Genomic DNA, 20,166 nt, shown 5'->3' with positions numbered 1-20,166 from the left:
ATTTTCTTATTTACAGTTTAGTTTCCTTATAGTAGCCGAATAAATCGTCTAGATCATCGCCTTGATTATCGATATCGGCGTTATAAGGGTGCAACAATTCGCGATCATCCACAAATCCTAAAATTACAGCTTCACCCTTGGGTAATTTAAGCTCTTGTTGTCCAGCGGGAAATGAGTAGGTGTGGATATCAAGCATGGGCATATATTGAACCCGCATGGCGTTTCGAATTTTTGCTTCGGCTTGTCCGTAGTCGTTGGCAGAGGCATCAATTTCCAATACCGGCTTAGGAGCAAACACTTTATCGGTACTGTTAAAATACCCTACCAACACTTTAACAGGACGTTTGCTATCAAATTTCAACGCATAGCCGTTTAACTTCTGATCTTCCGAATTCACGGTAACGGCTTGCAATCCTTCTAACTCCTGTGGTAGGTGTGTTACGACTAACTCCTGGTCTACGTACAGTTTAGCGCCTTTTTTCAAGGTGGTAAAATGCGCATCGCTTAGCAATACGACCTCGCTACTTACATAAGACCTGGTTTCTATTTCCTTTACATCTCCCTTCCGTTCTAAGGAATCTAATGCCGCTTTAAAATTACGGAGCTCTATCTCAAAAACCGGTAAAACTTCCGTCCAATGTTTGAACGTAGCATCGACACCCCGTAACGGTATTTTCCGTTGCTTTGTCTGCATGCTATTCGCATATAAATACGAGTCCTTTGTTAAATTCGTTAGTTTCCTGTAGGCTTCCACACTTTTTTCTAAAGCGGGAACAGCCGCTTGCAAAGAACCCAACTTTCCAGAATATTTATAGTCGAGCACCTGTATGGCTGACTTAACTTTGTAGCTGTAATGTTCTGCCATTGCGTGATGAATATACACATCATTTAACAAACGCTGAAATTCGTCTACATGCTTACTGGCTTTGCCAATCTGCCCTAGCAATTGCACGGCTTTGGTGCCATGGCCCACGATCTCATTGGCGACCTGCATAGGCGTCTCGCCAATATGCGGTTCGTTTTTAAATTCTTTTTCGGCATAATCGATGATCATTTCACCTTCTGGGGCTTCGGATTCATATAGCAACGTAAAAAGGCCGTATCGGAAAGGATTGATAAGCTGTGTCATCAGCATACCCAAGGAGGACGTTTGCCGATTTCCATCTGTAATACCGAACCGCCGTAAAATCTTAGGTGATATTTCTCCAATCTCTTCCAAAGCACGTAAAAGGTTAGATGCATCCTGCTGCGGAATACCGTAATAGTCTTTCAATTGATTGGACCAAAACGCCTGTTCTTCTTCTTTAGTGCGATCTACCTTCCATGCATACCGCGCCCATGCCTGGTACCATACCCAGTCCCGATCCACTTGTAGCAGCCGCTCATCTGCTTTATCTGCGGAATACGGCCAATCCCAATACGACGCTTGGGGGTAGATGTGTATACCATTGGAATGATAGACGTCGTGCATAGCGTGTACCGATTTTTGGATAAAATCAGGCGAAGCATAACGGAAGGGCTCTAGATTCGCTAGAATATGTATATTCTGTATGTGTACTGTGCCCATCGCACTTAAACTGCGATGCAGTTCGGCCCATTTGCCCCGTGGCGTATAGGTTGTTAACGCCTCACCGGTATATTTGGCCATCGTATACAAATTTTTATACAGCGGAAGTGATTCTTTCATTACCGCTGGCGCGTCGGTATCATGCGCACGCAACACAATAGGGGGCTCTATGATCCCGCCACTTGCCTTAAGCCCATCTTTCACGCCTGGAATAATCGTCTTTGTAAACCACGCGATATCATCTTGACCGACTCCCTCCATAGCTTCGCCCAGCGTGACCAACAGGCCAACATTCGGATATTTCTTGACGAATGCAGCGATCGACTTACGCGTATAATCGGAGATCAACGGTGTAATAACGCGGTTTCTTTCCTGCGTCTTGAGGTTATGCTTTTCAGCGAAAGGCTTGGGTAAAATGATATTATAAAACATCTGAATCACCCAGATACCGCGCTTGTTTGCCTCGCGGGTCAAAAAACCAAATATTTCTTCATTTTTGGCAAATGTTTCCTCGTCTACTTCTAAAGCGTAAGGATAATCTTTTAGCTTAACCAGAGAAGAAAAGGGGTGTCCATTCCATAAATACAGGGTATTGTATTTATTATCCAGCATCATATCCAAGTATTTCAGCCAAAGGTCTTTATCGTAAAACCACGGAAATAGATCTTCAGTATAGGGGTATTCATAGACATCCCGTCCGGGGAGATACTCCGTTTTTTGGAGACCGATACTGGTACCTCTCAACACCATCTCCGGCGCGTCTTGATAGCTTATCGCTCTTCTCTCGCTATAACGGTTTTGATTGATAACTTCAAGACAACCGTACAACAGACCGGCTTCTTCTTTGCCGATGATAATCAATGGGGACGACGCGTCCTTTCTATAAATCAGAAAGGATTCCTTGTGATTCAATGTATTTAAAAGTGCTGTAGGCACCATCTTGCCGACCTTCGAGGTCGGCGTAACTAGACCCAATATTACATCATCCCCCCGCAAAGAACGGCCGGATTTAATTGGCTTACGCGCCTTCGCATCTATACCTAGAAAACTACCTAGACGCTCAACACTATAGTTAAACCGCTCTATATTACTGACTCCCTCCGTTGAAAAAAATAAATTCTTTCCCCCGGCGCTTAAGTCAAAAATAGACAGGAAAACGAGGGGGATTATCAATAAACACGGTCTCATAAAAATCAATTCTCTATTCATTTACTCTTTTAGCTATACGCAAAGGATAAAAGATCCCCTCGTTACTTTTGTACTGTAACGCGAGATCTAGTTTATAACCTTCAATTATAACATTAAAATTGTCAACTCAAAAAAACACAATTTTGTGCTTTTATTCCTGTTTATAATTATCTACTTATAACAAGATGTTATCATAAGCTCATACAAAAGTAAGCCCTTATCATATATTCGGCGATAATATTTAATCATATTTAAATCAACGATGCGCGCGCTATAAACGATACTTTTTTTGTGCTTTAGCTGCAAATACGCGCAGAAAACATTATCTTTCCACATTGACATCCTAAAACTTACACGATGAAGAAATTAAGTTCCATACTATTATTAGTCTGTTTTACCGTTTATACCCACGCCCAAGAAAAAGTACTATTACGTCTTAATCCGCAACAAGGAGAAACGAAAACGTATGAAATGATCATGAAATCGGACATAGAAGGGTCAGAAAGCATGATTATGGATATGAACATGGGCATGACAATGGCCGCAACTGAAGTTACGGCCGAATCGATAACCTATCAGGCCAAATACACAAAAATCCGTACCGATATCAATGCGGGGATGATGACGATATCATATGATTCGGAAAAAGCAGCAGAAAGCCAAATGGAAGAGATGATGGCCTCCCAAATTAAACCGTTGCTGGAAAGCACACTTTCTATTGTGATGGACAAAAAAGCAAATATCATCAGTATGGACTTTCCGAATGTCCCTGACGCAGCGTTTGACATGGGCAGTATACAAGGTATGTCTGTTTCTTTCCCAGAACATGAAGTGGCTATTGGAGAATCTTGGAGTTCAGAAATTGAATTAGCGCAGTTGGGAGCGAAGTTCATAATGGCCAATACACTCACAGAAAAAACAGCGGATGGTTATCCTATCGCCATTTCAGGAAAATACACCGATGCGGATGGCAATTCGATTGGTACCGCAACGGGGTATTACATATTGGATCCAAAAACTTTTTTTACAAAGAGTTCTAATGTCACATCGGAAATGGAGTTTCAAGGATCAAAAATTAAATCCACTGTGGAACTAAGGGAGGTAAATAAATAAGCTTATTTTCCCGAATAACAAAAAATGCCTATCAAGTTTTGATAGGCATTTTTTGTTAAAATTCTTATTGGTTACGCATTTACCTCAGATTTGTAATCGTCTGCAGATAATAAGCTGTCGATATCTGCTAGGTTTGCTAATTTCACACGGATAATCCATCCTTCGCCATATGGATCAGAATTTACTAGCTCAGGAGAAGCATCGATTGCATCATTGATGGCCAATACCGTAGCTGTAGTTGGCATGAATAAATCTGAAACAGTTTTCACGGCTTCGATCGTACCAAACACTTCATTTGCTGCCACTTCCTCTCCTACAGTATTGATATCGACAAATACGATATCGCCTAATTCACGTTGTGCAAAGTCTGTAATACCAATTACAGCCTCATCTCCTTCTACACGAACCCACTCGTGATCCTTTGTGTATTTTAATTCTGCTGGAAAATTCATTTTTTCTGTTTTTTTCCAAACTTAGATAAAATTGCTTTTTTTAACAAATAATAGTTTCTGGTTTTTATATTTATGGAATGAATGCACAAATCCAACGGCTTTACAATATTAGTAACAAAAGCGAACGCTTAATCATCGGTTTAATGTCGGGTACATCCCTAGATGGACTTGATATTGCACTCTGCCGCATTCGAAATAGCGGCGGGAATACCCGACTGGAACTTCTTCATTTCGCCACGATGGAATATACAGCTGATTTTCGCAAAAGGATCCGTGATATTTTCGCAAAAAGGGAAATCGATCAACAAGTATTATGTGGTTTGAATGCTTTCATCGGCATAGCGCATGCTCACCTAATCAATCGCGCGCTAAACGAATGGCAGATTCAACCTGCCCAGATAGATCTTATAGCAAGTCATGGCCAAACTGTTTTTCATGCGCCGCAGATATTGACTAAAGATTTGTCTCTCCCCAACAGTACCCTCCAAATCGGAGATGGAGACCACATCGCCGTTCATACAGGAATTATTACCGTATCCGATTTCCGACAAAAGCATATTGCGGCGGGCGGTGAAGGTGCACCTTTAGCCGCCTACGGTGATTATCTATTGTTTACAGACGAAGTAGAGCACCGCATTCTATTAAATATTGGTGGTATATCTAACTTTACCTTTTTGCCGCATACTCATAGTGACCGCATGTCTTTTGCAACAGACCTTGGTCCGGGCAACACCCTGATGAATCAATATGTAGAGGCTCATTGCGGGATAGAGATGGATAAGGATGCCGAAATCGCGAAACAGGGTGCCATCCACCATGAATTGTTATCGGCCTTACTGACAGAAGAATTTTTACGACAGGACTTTCCAAAAACAACGGGCCCAGAGCTGTTTAACCTTCGCTACCTAAGCCAGGTCCAACAGCAGACAAATACGGCTTCGTTAAGCCATCCCGATGTCTTAGCTACGCTCAATGCCTTTTCGGCACAGGCAATTACAACGGCTATTCTGCGCGTGACCGAAGGGCTCGAACAGGTGGCGGTGTATGTGAGTGGAGGGGGTATTCATAATCCATTGTTAATGGAAAACATCCGCAAAGGTCTTCCTTCGGTGAAAATCGAATCCATGCAACAAATAAACATGAATCCGGACGCAAAAGAGGCTTGCCTATTTGCACTGCTCGCGAATGAAACAGTAGCTGGGGCTCCAGAACATGTCGATAACATTAAAAATTCCCCAGCAATATGCATGGGTAAAATTAGTTTTCCTTACTAGTGCTTTCCTGCCGCATGCAGGTATTGCGAATTTGCAGATTTGTGAATTCGCAAATTCGCATTTTTAACTATCAATATCAATTGCCTGATGAATGAATAACTTGAACGGATAAATATTTTTACACGTATTAATAACTTTATCTAAGGCATCGGCACTTTGCATTTCTTCATCGGAAAACTGTTTATATAGAATAAAGCTCTTGAGCTTCAATAATTCGATATTTGGATCGCTGGGATCATATCCCGCTGGTGGACGCACTAATTTGTCTTCCTGAGACAAATCTTCCGGCTTCCATCCTCCCGCTGCTAGCGTATTGACAAATTCAACGGCATTGTAATCAATCTCTTGACGTATCGCATCTAGATGCTCTTTTTTAGGTCTCCAATAGCCCGCGGCTAAAAAGTTGTTCCCCGATTCAATATGAACATAATACTCCGGTCCATCTAATTTACGGCCATCAATCGATATACCTGCCGCCAACCAGCTTTTATACGGTGTCTTGTCTTTCGAAAATCGGATGTCTCTATAAATCCGAAACATGCATTTAGATGCCTTGATATCGGTGTTAATCTGCTGATCAAACTCCGACAATCGCTGAATCATCGCTTCAATAAACTCCTTTACATTCTGATTAGCGAGATCATACTCCTCTTTATGTTCCTGAAACCATTCCCTTGAATTGTTTTTCTTGAGGTTTTTTAGAAAAGAAAACGTTGATGAGCGAATAACCATAAGTAGATATTAGATTTAAGATATTAGACTAAAATTCAAAACTTAATTTAAAAAAGCATCGTATTAAATTACGCTAAATTCCTATTACTGAATAAGTAATAAAAAAACAAAAACCAATGGCGCGGCAATCAACAATCCGTCAAAACGATCAAGTAGGCCGCCATGTCCAGGGAGAATCTTACCCGAATCTTTAACCCCGAGACTACGCTTAAGCATGGATTCTACTAAATCCCCAAAGGTTCCAAAAACGCCTATTATAATAGCCATAGCCGCCCATTCCCATTTTTGCAGGGACCCAAAATATTGCGCCAAATTGAGTGCGACAAAAAACGCCAATACTATACCTCCGATGAAACCTTCCCATGTTTTATTGGGTGAAATACGCTCAAATAATTTACGCTTGCCAAAACTCCTTCCGGCCAGATAAGCACCGGTATCATTAGACCATAAAATTAGCATAAAACCCAGCGGAATGTACGGATTGTATTCGCCTTTGATAAAGCCCAATGAAAGGAAGAATAAAAACGGGAAACTCGCATATATTACTCCTAAGAACGTGTACGCAATATCATGAAATGGCTGTGGACGCTTTTGAAATAAGGCCGCCACAAATACCACCGAAAATAATGGCAAGAATAACCAAACTTTATTCAATGGAATGATTCCTAGGCAATACAGACTTAATAGAATTCCCAGTACTGTAGCGATGATTAATCCTACGATGATATTAGGGCGAACGGCGTCGCTTTTCACCATGCCGTAAAATTCAAATAGACACCATGTACCCAGCAAACTAAAAAAAATGACAAAACTATATTGACCTAATAATATTGCTCCGATCAAAACTACGATAAAAAAAAATCCGGTAATGGCTCTAGTTAACATCTTTTGGATTATCAGAAGTTGTACCATAGTCGCCGATTAAGACTTCTGCTTGTTGTACGTGTTCTTGTGGCACATATAATTCTATCTTTCCAAATAAATAGGAGGAATCCTGCTTATTTAATAACACCGCTTCTACACCATGCTGTTCCAGCATTTGCTTTACGATCTCACTTTCAATCACGTTATTATACGATTTGATCTTGATCCAACCTTTCTCCATCTATTGCTTTATTTTGATGTATCTGTTTATAAAAATACCAGCCTATTACAGCGGTAAGTACTAAACTGCCAAGATACACAATTATTGGATAGCTTTCACTAGCTTGCAAATCTGCGTAGGTCTTCCCCTGTTTAGTATATACGTATGCCAATACCGTAACCGATGCATTATTCAAAAAGTGACAAATAATAGGTATCCAAATATTACGCGACCATACAAACATATATCCGAAAAAAACACCCAGTATCAGACGTGGGAAAAAGCCATAAAACTGCACGTGAATGGCACTAAATATAATTGCCGTAACCCACACTGTAACATGATGATTTTTGAATACGCGTTGAAAAATATGCTGCAGTGATCCGCGAAAAAAGTATTCCTCTGCAATAGCGGGTAATACCGCCATGACCACGATATTGAGCAATAACAAACCTACACTATCCACCATGACGATATTCTTCGTGAGAACGGCCATGTTGTCTTCCTGTGCACGCATCCAATTTTCTACCCCGCCCATAGCCTCCGGCAACTGCATACGCATGTTCCACTCTCCGATAAGCTGCATCAAGGGCGCAAAAGCAAATAATAGTACGGCAGCCAATACATAATTCTTTATCTTGTTAATATCTTCTACCGGGAAATAGGTAGCGTAGCTTTCTATTTTTTGCAAGAAGATTGCTGGCAATAAAAAAGTACCAATCGAACTGCTCGCCAGCAAAAGATATAAGAAGGTGAGGTTGCTATGGTCTGCATAAATCGAGTTACTATCGTTGATGATGTTTCCCCAATCTCCGGTGATGAAAATATTTCCCACAAGAACAATCATTTGCACCGCAATGCTTAAACCGATGGTAAGCCCCACTAAAATAAGGAGCGACTTCCATGGTGAATTCGGTGATGCTGTATATCCGTTCATAATTTAAAGGTAGTTATTATTTTAAAAAATAAATATCATCCTCATTGCGAGGCACAGAGCAACGACCGCGAAGCAGCTCCGAAGGAACTATATCGATCAGGGTCGTGTGCGAGCAACGTGGGGCTGATAAAAACCAATCCTTTATACATAACAACAAGACTGCCACGTCATACTTCCTCGCAGTGACGTAACATTTTAAATCTCCTTGTTGTTTTTTTAATTGACACGGATCGGATCCGCCGGCTTTTTGATTTCGTTATACGGATACGTTTTCATTTCTTCCAAAAGGAGCTGAACCGTCCTTTCCAATTGTGGATCTTTGCCTTCCAATAGATCTTTTGGCATTTGTTCGATGAAAATATCAGGAGCTACACCTTCGTTTTCAATGATATAATTTCCGTTAAGATCAAATACACCGAAGTTTGGTGAGGTAATCCGTCCACCATCCAGCAATGGCGGATAGCCCGAGATGCCCACTAAAATCCCCATCGTCGTGCGTCCGACTAGCTTACCCAGTCCTTTGAACCGAAACATATATGGCATCATATCTCCTCCAGATCCCGCATTCTCGTTGATGATCATCGCTTTAGGACCATAGATTCCGTTACCCGGTGTGGTGAAACTTTTACCGTCGCGGATGCCCCAACCTGCGATCAGTTCGCGGGACAAAAGATCAATAACATAATCTGCTACAGAACCTCCCCCATTATTTCTTTCATCCATTAACAGGGCTTTTTTATCCATTTGAGAGAAATAATAACGATTGAAATACGTATAACCTTCTTGTCCTGTATTCGGCATATACACATAAGCGATCTGCCCCTTACTCATTTGATCTACCTTCTTTCGGTTGTTCTCTACCCAATCCATTCTTCTCAACGCTATTTCGTCTGTAAAAGAAATCGGTTTCACGACAAGATCCTTCCCTCCTTCGTATGTCGGCTTCGAATGGATACGCAGTGTAACTTGTTTATCTACCCGTTGCTCCAGTAACTTATAGATATTAACCGAGGCATCTAATTTCACACCATCTACCCCTACAATATAACTTCCCTCTTTAATATTCAAGCCAGGCTCTGCTAACGGCGCTTTAAACGCCGGATTCCAGTCCAAACGCGTAAAGATTTTATTAATCTTATACACACCGTTGACAGCTTCTAAATCGGCACCCAGTACACCCGTGCTCACCGATGGTGTAGACGGCTCATCCCCTGGATAGATATAATTGTGACCGACCACCATCTCTCCCATCATTTCGTTAAGCAGGTAACCTAGATCGGAGCGATGATTGACATAGGGAAGGAATTTTTCATATTTAACTTTAACGGCCGTCCAATCGACACCATGCATATTCTCTACATAGAAAAAGTCTTTCTGAAGCGACCACACTTCATTAAACACCTGCTTCCATTCCGCAGCAGGATCAACCTCGTATTTGAAATCGTTTATATTCAGCTTACCGCTATCTGGCCCAGGCTTCTGCCCAGTAGGTACGATAAAATAATCCCTGCCATTCGAATAGATCATCCGTTTACCGTCTGCACTTATTTCAAACGCTCTCACGTTTTCGATCAACGTCTTATTTTCTAATTTATCAAGATCGTACACACCCAATGTACCTCCTCGGCGATAGGTCAGCATCTTATCTACACTACCATCCAAGCTATAGTACCCTACAGGCAAAGGTAAGGCCACGATGCGGTTATTGATGTCTTCAAAATCTACATCCAGTTTTTTAACCGGTGCTTTTTCTACGGTTAACGCCTTATCCTCCTTCTTTTTACGCTCTTCCCTTTCATCTGCCTTTTTAGGGTCTTCGGATTTATCTTCTTTTACCGTTTCTTCGTCACTTTCGTTTTTAAAAATAGACGGTGTTTTTTTTGATAAAATAAATGCATATACACTATAATTCGGACTGCGCTCATAGGCGCTCATATGTAAACCCGAGTTTGTTAACCCGGTATTGGTACTTGCGGCGAAGAACAGATATTTACCATCTCTACTGAAAGTTGGACTGCCGGCTTGACTCATCCCATCGGTAATCTGGTGACTTTTCCCGCTTCCCAGGTCATACATAAAGATTGCACTGACCCCATTAATTAACGATTTGGAATATGCAATCCAATTGGAGTCAAAAGACCATGCCGATTCAAAGTGATTACGGGTACGGCCCAATGTGGAGCTTAACTTATCCGAATCGACGAGTGTGACATTCTTACTGATTACATCCACGTAGTACAAATTAAGGTGGGCATCGTTGAAAAACAATTTCTTGCTATCGGGCGACCACTGCGGTTGAAAGTAAAATGGCCCGGCTCCTAAATTAATGTAGACAGGTTCCGTTACCGCTTTTTGATCGCGAAGCACCAATTCATATTTCCCATTTTTATCGGATAGATACGAGATCCATTTCCCATTTGGCGACCAAGCCGGAAAGCGTTCGTGACTTCCTGCAGCGTTAGAAATATTTCTAGCATCACCCTTTTCTTTTGGAACAGAGATAATTTCGCCACGACTTTCAAATAATGCACGTTGCCCCGTCGGAGAGATGCTAAAACCCCTAATATCCTCTCTGAGATTTACATAATGGGCTCTTTTGTGCAGGACATCTGGATTTACAGAGATGGATAAGGAACTTACTTTTGTGGTACCTACCTCCAAAATATGGATACGCCCTGCATATTCGAAGGTTAACTCGTTTCCATTCCCCTGCAAGCTACGCACATCATAATCCATGTAGTTCGTAAGCTTTTCTATCTCTTTTGATTTTACATCATAACTGAAGATATTAACAATTTTATCCCTATCGGACAAGAAATAAACTTTATTCCCTAACCAAATTGGCTTCACATCGTTACATCGTTCTCCCGGGACAATCTCTACATTTTTAGTTTTGGCATCAAAGATCCAGATCGAAGGCATACCGCCGCCTCTATAGCGCTTAAATGCGACACGGTCCCGTTCCGTAGGGTCGCCATTTTTAATATACGCCCAGTATCGGCCATCTCCCGAAGGAGAACCCTGGTATGCCTCGGGCATCAGCAACGGTGTTGCCAACGCACCCTGCAAATTTGTTTTGTATAACCGTGCGCCTAAGGAATAGTTGAATTCACGCGTAGTGGTAAAATAAATTTCGTTATTGTTCAGCCATCCTCTTACCACATCCGAGGAAGGGTGGAAAGTAACACGTTTAGGTACCCCGCCTTTAACAGGCACGACATACACATCTGTATTACCGTCGTAATTGCCTGTAAAAGCAATCTGTGACCCGTCCGGAGAAAAAACCGGATTTTGTTCGACACCGGGGTTTACAGTAAGCCTTCTTGGATTCTGGCCACTTTTATCGGCGACCCAAATATCACCTCCATACACAAAGGAGATGTGTGTCTCACTTATACTTGGATTACGCAACAACAACGTTTCTTGCTGCGCCAGGCTCTCATTTAAATTAAGGAAAGCAACTGCAACGGCTAAAGAACAGGATATCTTTTTTATCATATACGGGGTAAGAATATTAAGGAACAAACTTAGATAATTTACGTTGGAAATATATTTGATTTCTAATTATTAGCACGATTATATCCAAGTTGTTGCATATTGACGGCTTAGTAGACTTCGGTTATAGCAAATTATCTTTTTAAGGCATTTCTTGCGGAATTAAGTAGGGGTGTTGATGGTAAAGGAAGGTTTTTTTAATCCGCTTTTTTATGCGCCTCTTTCGCCGGCGCAGGGCGACTTCTTTTTTTATAAAAAGAAGGAAAAATCGTCGCTCGAACCTTTTGGCTGTAGGGATAGTGCTTCCCAATGCTACTACCAAAAGCTTCACAGGCGACATTTGTCGTGTATGTAAGGGTAGTGCATTTGTCGTATACAAAAGATCACTATCCTTACAAATTCGGAGAGTATCGCCTTAGCAGGTCGCCGATAGCAGGCATGGTGATCCGTTGTGGCGAGCTGGTACAGCGATGAGTTTTTGCTTCTTTTTGAGGTAAAAAGAAGGCCCCCGTCGCGGGCCAAGCGACAAAAGAAAATTTGGATAAAGAAAACCTTCCTTTTTCTTATCCCTTTAAATTTTAAATTAATCCTTTACTCGAAAAATGGAGATACCAAAAAAACGCCGGAATTAAATTCCGGCGTTCATACATTAAATAAAAATTCTTAATCTTCAGAAGCGATTTCCTCGTCAACTAAGATACGTCCACAGTGCTCGCAAATAATAATTTTCTTGCGTTGACGAATTTCAGACTGCAATTGAGGCGGTATCTTATTGTGACAACCTGAACAACTATCACGCTCGATAGAAACAACTGCAAGGCCATTGCGGTAAGAATCACGAAGCTTATTGTACACTTTCAACAAACGCTCTTCATTGTTTGTCGTCGCACCTTCTGCCTTTTTCAACAATGTATCTTCTTCAATTTGTGTTTCAGAAGTAATTGTTTCCAGTTCCTTTTGCTTAACCTCTAACTCAGCTTTATTGAAATTCAGATTGGTTTCCGTTTTTTCGTAGCCTTCCGTTTTGTTTCTAATTTCAAACTCGGCTTCTTTTATACGTTTTTCACAAACTTGAATCTCAAGGCCTTGAATTTCGATTTCTTTAGAAATAGCATCATATTCCCGATTGTTTTTTACTTCGTTCAATTGACCTTCGTATTTCTTGATTGCCGACTGTGCGTCTTTAATCATGTTTTTACGTTTTACAATTGAATCTTCTAAATCGTCAAGATCTACTCTAATTTTTTCGAGACGCGTTTCTAATCCAGCGATTTCATCTTCTAAATCAGCAACTTCAATAGGAAGTTCACCACGCACTTGGCGAATTTTGTCTATTTTAGTATGGATCGTTTGCAACGACCATAATGCTTGTAATTTTTGTTCTACGGTTTGTTCCATTAACTGTAGTATTTGATTGGATTTGTGTCTGTTTCCGTTATTAAGAGAGCAAAGTTAGCAAATTTTTTCCGTATTATGTCGAACAATAATTCTTGTGTAAATTGTTCACTTTCAAAATGTCCGATATCCGCAATTACTAACTGACCTTCCGCATCAAAAAACTCATGATACTTATAATCTGCTGTAACATAAACATCAGCGCCTGAACGCTTTGCGTGCTCCAACAAAAATCCTCCAGCCCCACCGCAGACCGCAACACGGGATATTTCTTTTCCTAAAAATTGTGTATACCGAATGACGTTTAACTTCAAGTTTTCTTTTAAATAGGCTAAAAAATCAGCTTCGGACAACGGAGTGGGTAAATTTCCTATTACTCCTGCACCTACATAATGCGATGTATTATCCAATGTCACGATATGATGTGCTACCTCTTCATAAGGATGGGAAGACAATAACGCGACTACAATCGCACGTTCCAGGTTATCCGGAAAAATCACCTCTATACGGGTTTCTTCTACGCGTTCTTGGCTTCCCACTTCACCAATAGTCGGCTCAGCTCCGGCTAGCGGGCGAAAAGTTCCGTAACCAGCCGAATTATAACTACACTGATCATAGTTGCCGATATGACCGGCCCCTGCATCAAATAGCGCTTGACGTACACGTTCTACATCTGCTCGAGGCACGTAGACGATCAACTTCTTTAATAATCCTGATTTTGGGCTCAGGATCGCGGGAGCCTGAAGGCTCAATTTATCTGCAATTTTCGAGCTTACACCTCCAACGACATTATCTAAATTCGTGTGTATGGCGTATAACGCTATGTTATTCTTAATTGCTTTAATGATAGTCCGTTCCACATAATTCCTGTTGTTAAATTTTTTCAATCCTTTGAATACGATAGGGTGATGTGAGATTATCATATCACATCCTTTTGCAATCGCTTCGTCGACAACAGCCTCCGTACAATCTAAAGAGATCAGCGCTTTGGTAATCTCATCTTCCGCATTGCCCACAATAAGTCCCGCATTATCATATGGCTCCTGATAAGACAGGGGAGCAATACTTTCCAAATAATTTGTCAGTTCTTTTATCTTCATGTATTCGATTTTAACTTTTTAACCCTCGCGCAGAATCACGTATGCGCATACTACAATTCACTAACTCGCGAATCCATATTATTATGTGCTTTCAGCAGCTTTTTACATTCTGCAATTTTAACCCAATAAACAATAAGATATATGAAATTAACCACCGACGCCAGATACTTTAAGAATACAGGCAGCGGCAAATTACCAACTAAAAAAGAGATGGCAAAAATATAGCCTTGTTTACGGGTCGGATTTTCTTCAACCGCTATTTTCCTGTCAAAAAACTCATTGTTCAGCGAATCGGTAAGTCTACGGACAACTTCAAAATTCCAATAAATATTAAAAAAAGGTACCGCTAGAAACCAAGCTTGATTCGGTAGTATACATTGATTCTCTTTTTGAATCAATTTTAACGTGGATCGAACAGTGTTCGCAAAAAACAACCATATCGTCAGTTGTATCGCCGCTCCTGCAATGAGATAAGGTAACATCTTTGCCAGATCCTGATTATTCTGTATTAATTCTTCCATATATTTACTGCTCCTCTATCTAAACGTATATCTGTTAATTGTATTCCGGCACATGACCCCGGCCAAGGGACGAAAAGCAAACACAAACTACAAAAAAATAACGTAAAGCCAGTTTTTTAATCGCATAACTTCATTAAGATTTAAACAAATAATAAAAAAATTGCCGGTATCTTGTGTAATTCCTGCGGCGCCTTCTTCCACGCTGCCACAGACATCGTTTTGATGCGTTCGTCTGGCGCTGTAAGGTTGCTGGAAACACTCAATAAGGTAGACGGCTTACAGATCCGCACCAATTCACTCAGCAATTGATTATTTCGAAAAGGCGTTTCGATAAATATCTGCGTTACTTTTTCACGTGCGCTTTGACTTTCCAAATCTTTAATCCGCTTAGCCCGCTCTCCCTTATCAATAGGCAAATAGCCGTGGAAGGTAAACTTCTGCCCGTTAAATCCCGATGCCATTAGCGCAAGCAAAATAGCGCTTGGCCCTACCAGAGGAACGACCTGAATTCCTCTTTTATGTGCCTCAAGGACGACATCCGCTCCGGGATCTGCCACTCCAGGGCAACCTGCTTCAGACATTAGCCCAATATCATTACCTTTCAATACATTCGCAAAAACCTCGCCGTAATCCATCTGCCCTCGGGAATGCTTTCCATAGTCGTGAATAATCAGTTGATTTTGGGGTACCTTTAAACCCGCTGATTTCAAGAAGCGCCTCGCCGTCTTCTCATTTTCAACCACATATTCATGGATATTATCGATTACCTCTTGATGCAAGTGGGTATAGGATGATCTCTCCGCACCTTCTGCAAGCGGTACGGGGATTAAATAAAGTTTGCCAGCATTCATACACACAAACCTATAAAATTAAACCAAGAAGTTTTTAACAATTTCGGGTGTATTTTACTAGTCGGACAAACCATAGATCTCTACGACACCAACATTTTTACTGCAACGCCTTTTTATGGATAACATTAAGCACAAACAGGATAAGCCTAAAAAAAATGCGGTATATATTTGCACCAACGTGATATCTTTAATACCTTACCAAGGTAAATAGAATTTGGATAAAGCTGGGTGATTCTATATATCTATTTTATATCTTTAGATAACTGATTAAACGGAATAATTGTGGAGAGAGCGTTAAAATATTTTCTAATTATAGTTCCTATATGTTTTTTTCATCTTTTATCCTTTGCACAAAAAATCGGAATTACCTCTTTGCCTGTCGAACAGGAACTACCTTCGTTAACGGTTAATTGCACATTTCAGGATAGTGAAGGCTTCATTTGGTTTGCTACTGCGGGCGGTTTAAGCCGGTTTGACGCTTTTAATTTGCTCAACTTCAAATTAAAAAATAAAGCTGGAAGCATTATTACCGATCAAAATATAACATCTATAGGTGAGGTAAAAGGCCGACTTCTGTTAGCGACACAAAATGGATTGTTTGTAATGGACAAGAAATCATATGAGGTGCTTCCCTTTCCCGACCGGGCGCTAGAACATGCAAATATCACCACAATCCACATAGATAGGAACGCTAACATTTGGATAGGAACGCTTAACGCGATCTATGTGTATAGGCCAGATCTTAGTCTTGTAAAAAAATACACACACGACCCCAGCAACAAAAACAGCATTCCTCCGGGGACGGTTAGTCTAATTTTTGAAGATAGCAGCGGAAATATGTGGATGAGCATCTGGGGGGCAGGGCTTTTCAAACTGAATAAAATCAAAGACAGATTTATTTCCTATCCAAAACTAGGTTCGAGAAACAATCCGTTCAGAATGTTGGAAGACGACCACGGACAATTGTGGATCGCAACTTGGGGTGACGGGCTTTTCTTGTTTAACCCTGACGATCCAAAAAACCTGTATCGGGAACTAACGATAAAAAGTAAAAGAAGGGTGGGAAAGGAAGAACTCGTTTACGACTTGCTCCAAGACAGGCATAAAAAATATATCTGGGTTTTATCATTTTCGGGCGTCTCTACCTTTGTGTATACAACCGATGGAGCCTTAGAAGAAATCGATCAGTCGTCGCTATTTGACAATACGTCTAATATATTTAACAACGTCTACCAAGATCGTACTGGCACCTTATGGCTTTCGATCGGTGGAAAAGGGGTGTCAACCATCCATTTTGATCGACCTAATACGCAGTATTTTGGATTCGAACAGGTGAAGCAAAGGCACGGGCTGTCGCCTATTCTTAATATGCTTTACCGCGATAATGAGGGACAATTATGGTTCAATCTGGAGCGGATTGGCCTTGGTAAATTTGATCCCAAGACGAATAAAGTGTACACCTATAGCAATACGAGCTTTAAGGATCTGCTCGCTATCCGAGCCGTTACCTCCGCGTTTGAAATTAATAACGAGATCTGGGTTGGCTCCTCATATGAATCGACCATTTCTATTTTTCGAAAAAGCGACGGAGATATTATATTAAAACGCCAAATAAATCTACTGGAATGGAGCCCAAGTGCTGGTATACCACAATTTTTCTTTGCTGACACACGCAATAACATCTGGATAGCGACGTCGAACGGAATTTTTGTGCAGGAAAAAGACAACCCAGAGCTATTTGCAATACAGAATATAAAAGATGAGATCACCGCAATATCTGAAGGGCAGGACGGAAGTGTATGGGTGGCGACTAAAAGCTCAGGAATTTATCAGCTTAGTCCGCATAGGCCTTGGAAAACAAATCAGCAAGTTGGCAAACATACTTTGGGATTATTAACCAACCAGATCGAAACGATGGCTATCGATGAAACGGGCAATCTTTGGATAGGCACTAAGGATGCACGTCTACTGTCTTATCATGTTCAACAAAAAAAAATAGATGAATTCGCTAATTCGCAGCTATTTTCGAAAAATCAGCTTCTCGATATTATTTGCATTGGACAGACCATCTGGCTATCGACCACTAGGAACATATATAAGGTAAACCCGGGCAACAGAAACATTATAGAATATACTGCTAGCGACGGTTTAAACGTAAATATGTTTGCAAAACGAGCCTATGCAATAGATAGAAAAAACAAATCCGTTTACTTCGGCGGATACAACGGAATTGTACATTTCGAACATTCCGATTTTGTTGCCGAGCATGCTGACCGTGTTATCGTATCAGATGTTAAAATCAACAATCAATCGGCGGTGCTTCGTTCGGAAAACCAAAAGTTCGATTTTTATCAACAATCGCTTGTTTTAGAACCGGAAGATCAAAATCTAGAAATTAGCTTTACGTCTCTCGAGTATAGCCATCCCGATAAAATAAGGTATGCTTACAAACTGGAAGGCATCGACAAGGACTGGGTACTTGCACCACGAGAACGCCATTTCGCCACATATAATAACCTTGGCAAGGGTAATTATCGCTTTTTGATCAAGGCTACCGATCTAAATAATAAATGGAACTCAGCTGTTACCGAACTAACCATCAGAAAGAAACCTGCTTTTTACGAAAGCACCGTAGCCTATCTTATTTACGCGTCAATCTTGATTTTTCTTATCTATTATACAGTTACTTTTGCACTAAACAGGCTGCAATTGAGAAGCGACTTAAGGATTGCACAGATTGAAAAAGAAAAAGCTAACGAACTCATACAAACCAAGCTCAGCTATTTCACCAATATTTCGCACGATTTGCTGACTCCTTTAACCATTATCTCTTGCTTGATAGATGATGTCCAGATTACAACTAAGAAAAATCTTTCACAATTTGAAAAGATGCGGCTAAATCTCGACCGCCTAAAAAGATTATTGCAGCAAATCTTAGATTTTAGACGAGTTGAGAACCGTCAGATGGAACTACGGGTGAGCTTCGGTGAAATCAGCACATTTATCAATGAACTATGTTCTGCGTACTTCAGCCCGTTAAGCAGAAAGAAAAATATCCGTTTCGAGATCTTAACACCAGAACGTCCTATAGCAGGTTATTTCGACGCAGATAAATTGGATAAAATTTTATTCAACCTGCTGTCCAATGCATTTAAATATACGCCCCAAAACGGTCACATCTCGCTTTCGTATCGTACAACTGAAGAAAGACAGGGCCCTTCTTTAACCATACAAATCGTAGACACGGGCATAGGTATCGCGCCCGAAGAAATAGATCGAATCTTTATCCCTTTTTACAACAACAGACAGGCTAATCAACACGAGAGTAACGGCATTGGGTTAGCTTTAACGAAGGAGCTGGTTGAGATCCATCACGGAAACATACAAGTAGAAAGTGCCATCGAAAAAGGGACCAAATTTACGATCAATCTGCCGATCCAAAAAGAAGCTTATCTGGAAACAGAGTTGCAAGATATAAATGGGCAATTTATGGGCAATCCTGCTTTCTTTTCAGGTATCGAAGAACCAATATCAACGGCGACACCGCCAGCAAAGAATGAGATGCAACAACTTAACTTGTTGCTTGTGGAGGACAATGAAGATCTTCGTCAAACGATCCAGAGTATTTTGTCTAGAAACTATAACGTTTTTCAAGCGAACCATGGCGAAGAAGCTCTTGCTATTCTACACCAGCATGAGATAGACATTGTGATTAGCGATATTATGATGCCTGTGATGGATGGTCTCACACTGTGCAAAACCATTAAAAACAGCACGGAGATAAACCATATTCCCGTCATCCTATTAACGGCCAAAAACAGTATAGATGATCGCATCGAGTGTTATCAAGCCGGCGCCGATGGATATGTTAGCAAACCGTTTGAACTAAAGGTATTAGAAGCGCGCATCCACAGCTTTGTAATCAACAAACGTACAAAACAGCTGGATTTTAAAGCGAATCCTCAAATCAATATCTCTACACTAGATTATACACCGCTCGACGAGCAATTTTTGAACAAAATGATCGCGGTTATCGAATCCAATTTAGGTGATGATCAATTCGATGTTGTTAAATTAGGCGATAAGCTGGGGCTGTCAAAGTCAACTCTTTATCGAAAGACAAAAGTATTACTGGATCTCTCCCCAAGCGAGTTCATTAAGAATATCCGTCTGAAACATGCGTGCCAAATGATGGATCAAGACAAATCTATTTCGGTAAGTGAAGTCGCTTTTGCCACAGGGTTTTCAGATCCACGTTATTTTTCGACCTGCTTCAAAGCGGAATTTGGTATAACGCCTACGGATTACCACAAGAATAATTCGCCTGAATGATAGATTATATCAAATCTATCATTTAAACAATTGATTTAATTAATACAGCTCTGACTAAGCATTAAATTTAAGGGATTGAACTATTTTTTGGATTCATTTGAACCGATTACGGAGGAGGCTCCATG

14 protein-coding genes are annotated in these 20,166 nt (G+C 40.8%); 3 read left to right on the top strand and 11 right to left on the bottom strand.

Annotated elements, in window-relative coordinates; all coding sequences use genetic code 11:
• Nucleotides 1-10 precede the first annotated feature (10 nt).
• A complete protein-coding gene (locus tag C4F40_RS11185; protein WP_231390023.1) occupies nt 11-2,776 on the bottom strand; it encodes an alpha-d-galacturonidase in 2,766 nt (921 codons plus the stop codon).
• Between the two features lie 336 nt (nt 2,777-3,112).
• On the opposite strand from C4F40_RS11185, the gene C4F40_RS11180 reads away from it, so the two are divergent.
• Nucleotides 3,113-3,868, top strand: coding sequence for a hypothetical protein (locus C4F40_RS11180; RefSeq protein WP_196939489.1), 756 nt, complete (start codon nt 3,113-3,115; stop codon nt 3,866-3,868).
• Between the two features lie 71 nt (nt 3,869-3,939).
• On the opposite strand, the gene gcvH is transcribed toward C4F40_RS11180, so the two are convergent.
• The gene (gcvH, locus tag C4F40_RS11175; RefSeq protein WP_196939488.1) at nt 3,940-4,320 is read right to left on the bottom strand and encodes a glycine cleavage system protein GcvH; all 381 of its coding nucleotides are present in this window, start codon (nt 4,318-4,320) and stop codon (nt 3,940-3,942) included.
• Between the two features lie 77 nt (nt 4,321-4,397).
• Here gcvH and C4F40_RS11170 point away from each other — a divergent pair, with 77 nt between their 5' ends.
• A complete protein-coding gene (locus tag C4F40_RS11170) occupies nt 4,398-5,594 on the top strand; it encodes an anhydro-N-acetylmuramic acid kinase (protein WP_196939487.1) in 1,197 nt (398 codons plus the stop codon).
• A 63-nt stretch (nt 5,595-5,657) separates the two neighbouring features.
• On the opposite strand, the gene C4F40_RS11165 is transcribed toward C4F40_RS11170, so the two are convergent.
• The 9 genes from C4F40_RS11165 to C4F40_RS11125 all read right to left on the bottom strand — a co-directional run bounded on the left by C4F40_RS11165 (nt 5,658) and on the right by C4F40_RS11125 (nt 15,709).
• On the bottom strand, nt 5,658-6,326 hold the full coding sequence (locus tag C4F40_RS11165) for a DUF2461 domain-containing protein (protein ID WP_196939486.1): 669 nt from the start codon (nt 6,324-6,326) through the stop codon (nt 5,658-5,660).
• 84 nt (nt 6,327-6,410) lie between these two features.
• Nucleotides 6,411-7,211, bottom strand: a complete 801-nt coding sequence (locus C4F40_RS11160) for a phosphatidate cytidylyltransferase (protein ID WP_196939485.1) — start codon at nt 7,209-7,211, stop codon at nt 6,411-6,413.
• Entirely contained in the window at nt 7,201-7,431 is a 231-nt protein-coding gene (locus C4F40_RS11155) for a putative signal transducing protein (RefSeq protein ID WP_196939484.1), read from the bottom strand. The genes C4F40_RS11160 and C4F40_RS11155 overlap by 11 nt, the downstream gene beginning before the upstream one ends.
• A complete protein-coding gene (locus C4F40_RS11150; protein ID WP_196939483.1) occupies nt 7,397-8,347 on the bottom strand; it encodes a CPBP family intramembrane glutamic endopeptidase in 951 nt (316 codons plus the stop codon). The genes C4F40_RS11155 and C4F40_RS11150 overlap by 35 nt, the downstream gene beginning before the upstream one ends.
• Nucleotides 8,348-8,563: 216 nt before the next feature.
• Nucleotides 8,564-11,845 carry a S41 family peptidase gene (locus C4F40_RS11145; RefSeq protein WP_196939482.1) on the bottom strand — a complete coding sequence of 1,094 codons (3,282 nt, stop codon included), beginning with the start codon at nt 11,843-11,845 and terminating at the stop codon, nt 8,564-8,566.
• Between the two features lie 660 nt (nt 11,846-12,505).
• A complete protein-coding gene (locus C4F40_RS11140) occupies nt 12,506-13,240 on the bottom strand; it encodes a zinc ribbon domain-containing protein (RefSeq protein WP_196939481.1) in 735 nt (244 codons plus the stop codon).
• Nucleotides 13,240-14,337, bottom strand: coding sequence for a Nif3-like dinuclear metal center hexameric protein (locus tag C4F40_RS11135; RefSeq protein ID WP_196939480.1), 1,098 nt, complete (start codon nt 14,335-14,337; stop codon nt 13,240-13,242). The genes C4F40_RS11140 and C4F40_RS11135 overlap by 1 nt, the downstream gene beginning before the upstream one ends.
• Nucleotides 14,338-14,387: 50 nt before the next feature.
• On the bottom strand, nt 14,388-14,858 hold the full coding sequence (locus tag C4F40_RS11130; protein ID WP_196939479.1) for a hypothetical protein: 471 nt from the start codon (nt 14,856-14,858) through the stop codon (nt 14,388-14,390).
• Between the two features lie 140 nt (nt 14,859-14,998).
• A complete protein-coding gene (locus tag C4F40_RS11125) occupies nt 14,999-15,709 on the bottom strand; it encodes an SAM-dependent methyltransferase (protein ID WP_196939478.1) in 711 nt (236 codons plus the stop codon).
• 282 nt (nt 15,710-15,991) lie between these two features.
• Between C4F40_RS11125 and C4F40_RS11120 the strand changes: the two genes are divergently transcribed.
• Entirely contained in the window at nt 15,992-20,041 is a 4,050-nt protein-coding gene (locus C4F40_RS11120) for a hybrid sensor histidine kinase/response regulator transcription factor (RefSeq protein WP_196939477.1), read from the top strand.
• Nucleotides 20,042-20,166: the final 125 nt, after the last annotated feature.

The sequence above is a fragment of the Sphingobacterium pedocola genome (assembly GCF_015209965.1).
GTDB lineage: Bacteria > Bacteroidota > Bacteroidia > Sphingobacteriales > Sphingobacteriaceae > Sphingobacterium > Sphingobacterium pedocola.
The sequence above is the reverse complement of the archived record's forward strand: the minus strand, read 5'-3'. Positions and strand labels throughout refer to the sequence as shown.

Coding starts and splice junctions, on each gene's coding strand:
- C4F40_RS11185 (WP_231390023.1), bottom strand. CDS start 2,776: ATGAATAGAGAATTGATTTTTATGAGACCGTGTTTATTGATAATCCCC.
- C4F40_RS11180 (WP_196939489.1), top strand. CDS start 3,113: ATGAAGAAATTAAGTTCCATACTATTATTAGTCTGTTTTACCGTTTAT.
- gcvH (WP_196939488.1), bottom strand. CDS start 4,320: ATGAATTTTCCAGCAGAATTAAAATACACAAAGGATCACGAGTGGGTT.
- C4F40_RS11170 (WP_196939487.1), top strand. CDS start 4,398: ATGAATGCACAAATCCAACGGCTTTACAATATTAGTAACAAAAGCGAA.
- C4F40_RS11165 (WP_196939486.1), bottom strand. CDS start 6,326: ATGGTTATTCGCTCATCAACGTTTTCTTTTCTAAAAAACCTCAAGAAA.
- C4F40_RS11160 (WP_196939485.1), bottom strand. CDS start 7,211: ATGTTAACTAGAGCCATTACCGGATTTTTTTTTATCGTAGTTTTGATC.
- C4F40_RS11155 (WP_196939484.1), bottom strand. CDS start 7,431: ATGGAGAAAGGTTGGATCAAGATCAAATCGTATAATAACGTGATTGAA.
- C4F40_RS11150 (WP_196939483.1), bottom strand. CDS start 8,347: ATGAACGGATATACAGCATCACCGAATTCACCATGGAAGTCGCTCCTT.
- C4F40_RS11145 (WP_196939482.1), bottom strand. CDS start 11,845: ATGATAAAAAAGATATCCTGTTCTTTAGCCGTTGCAGTTGCTTTCCTT.
- C4F40_RS11140 (WP_196939481.1), bottom strand. CDS start 13,240: ATGGAACAAACCGTAGAACAAAAATTACAAGCATTATGGTCGTTGCAA.
- C4F40_RS11135 (WP_196939480.1), bottom strand. CDS start 14,337: ATGAAGATAAAAGAACTGACAAATTATTTGGAAAGTATTGCTCCCCTG.
- C4F40_RS11130 (WP_196939479.1), bottom strand. CDS start 14,858: ATGGAAGAATTAATACAGAATAATCAGGATCTGGCAAAGATGTTACCT.
- C4F40_RS11125 (WP_196939478.1), bottom strand. CDS start 15,709: ATGAATGCTGGCAAACTTTATTTAATCCCCGTACCGCTTGCAGAAGGT.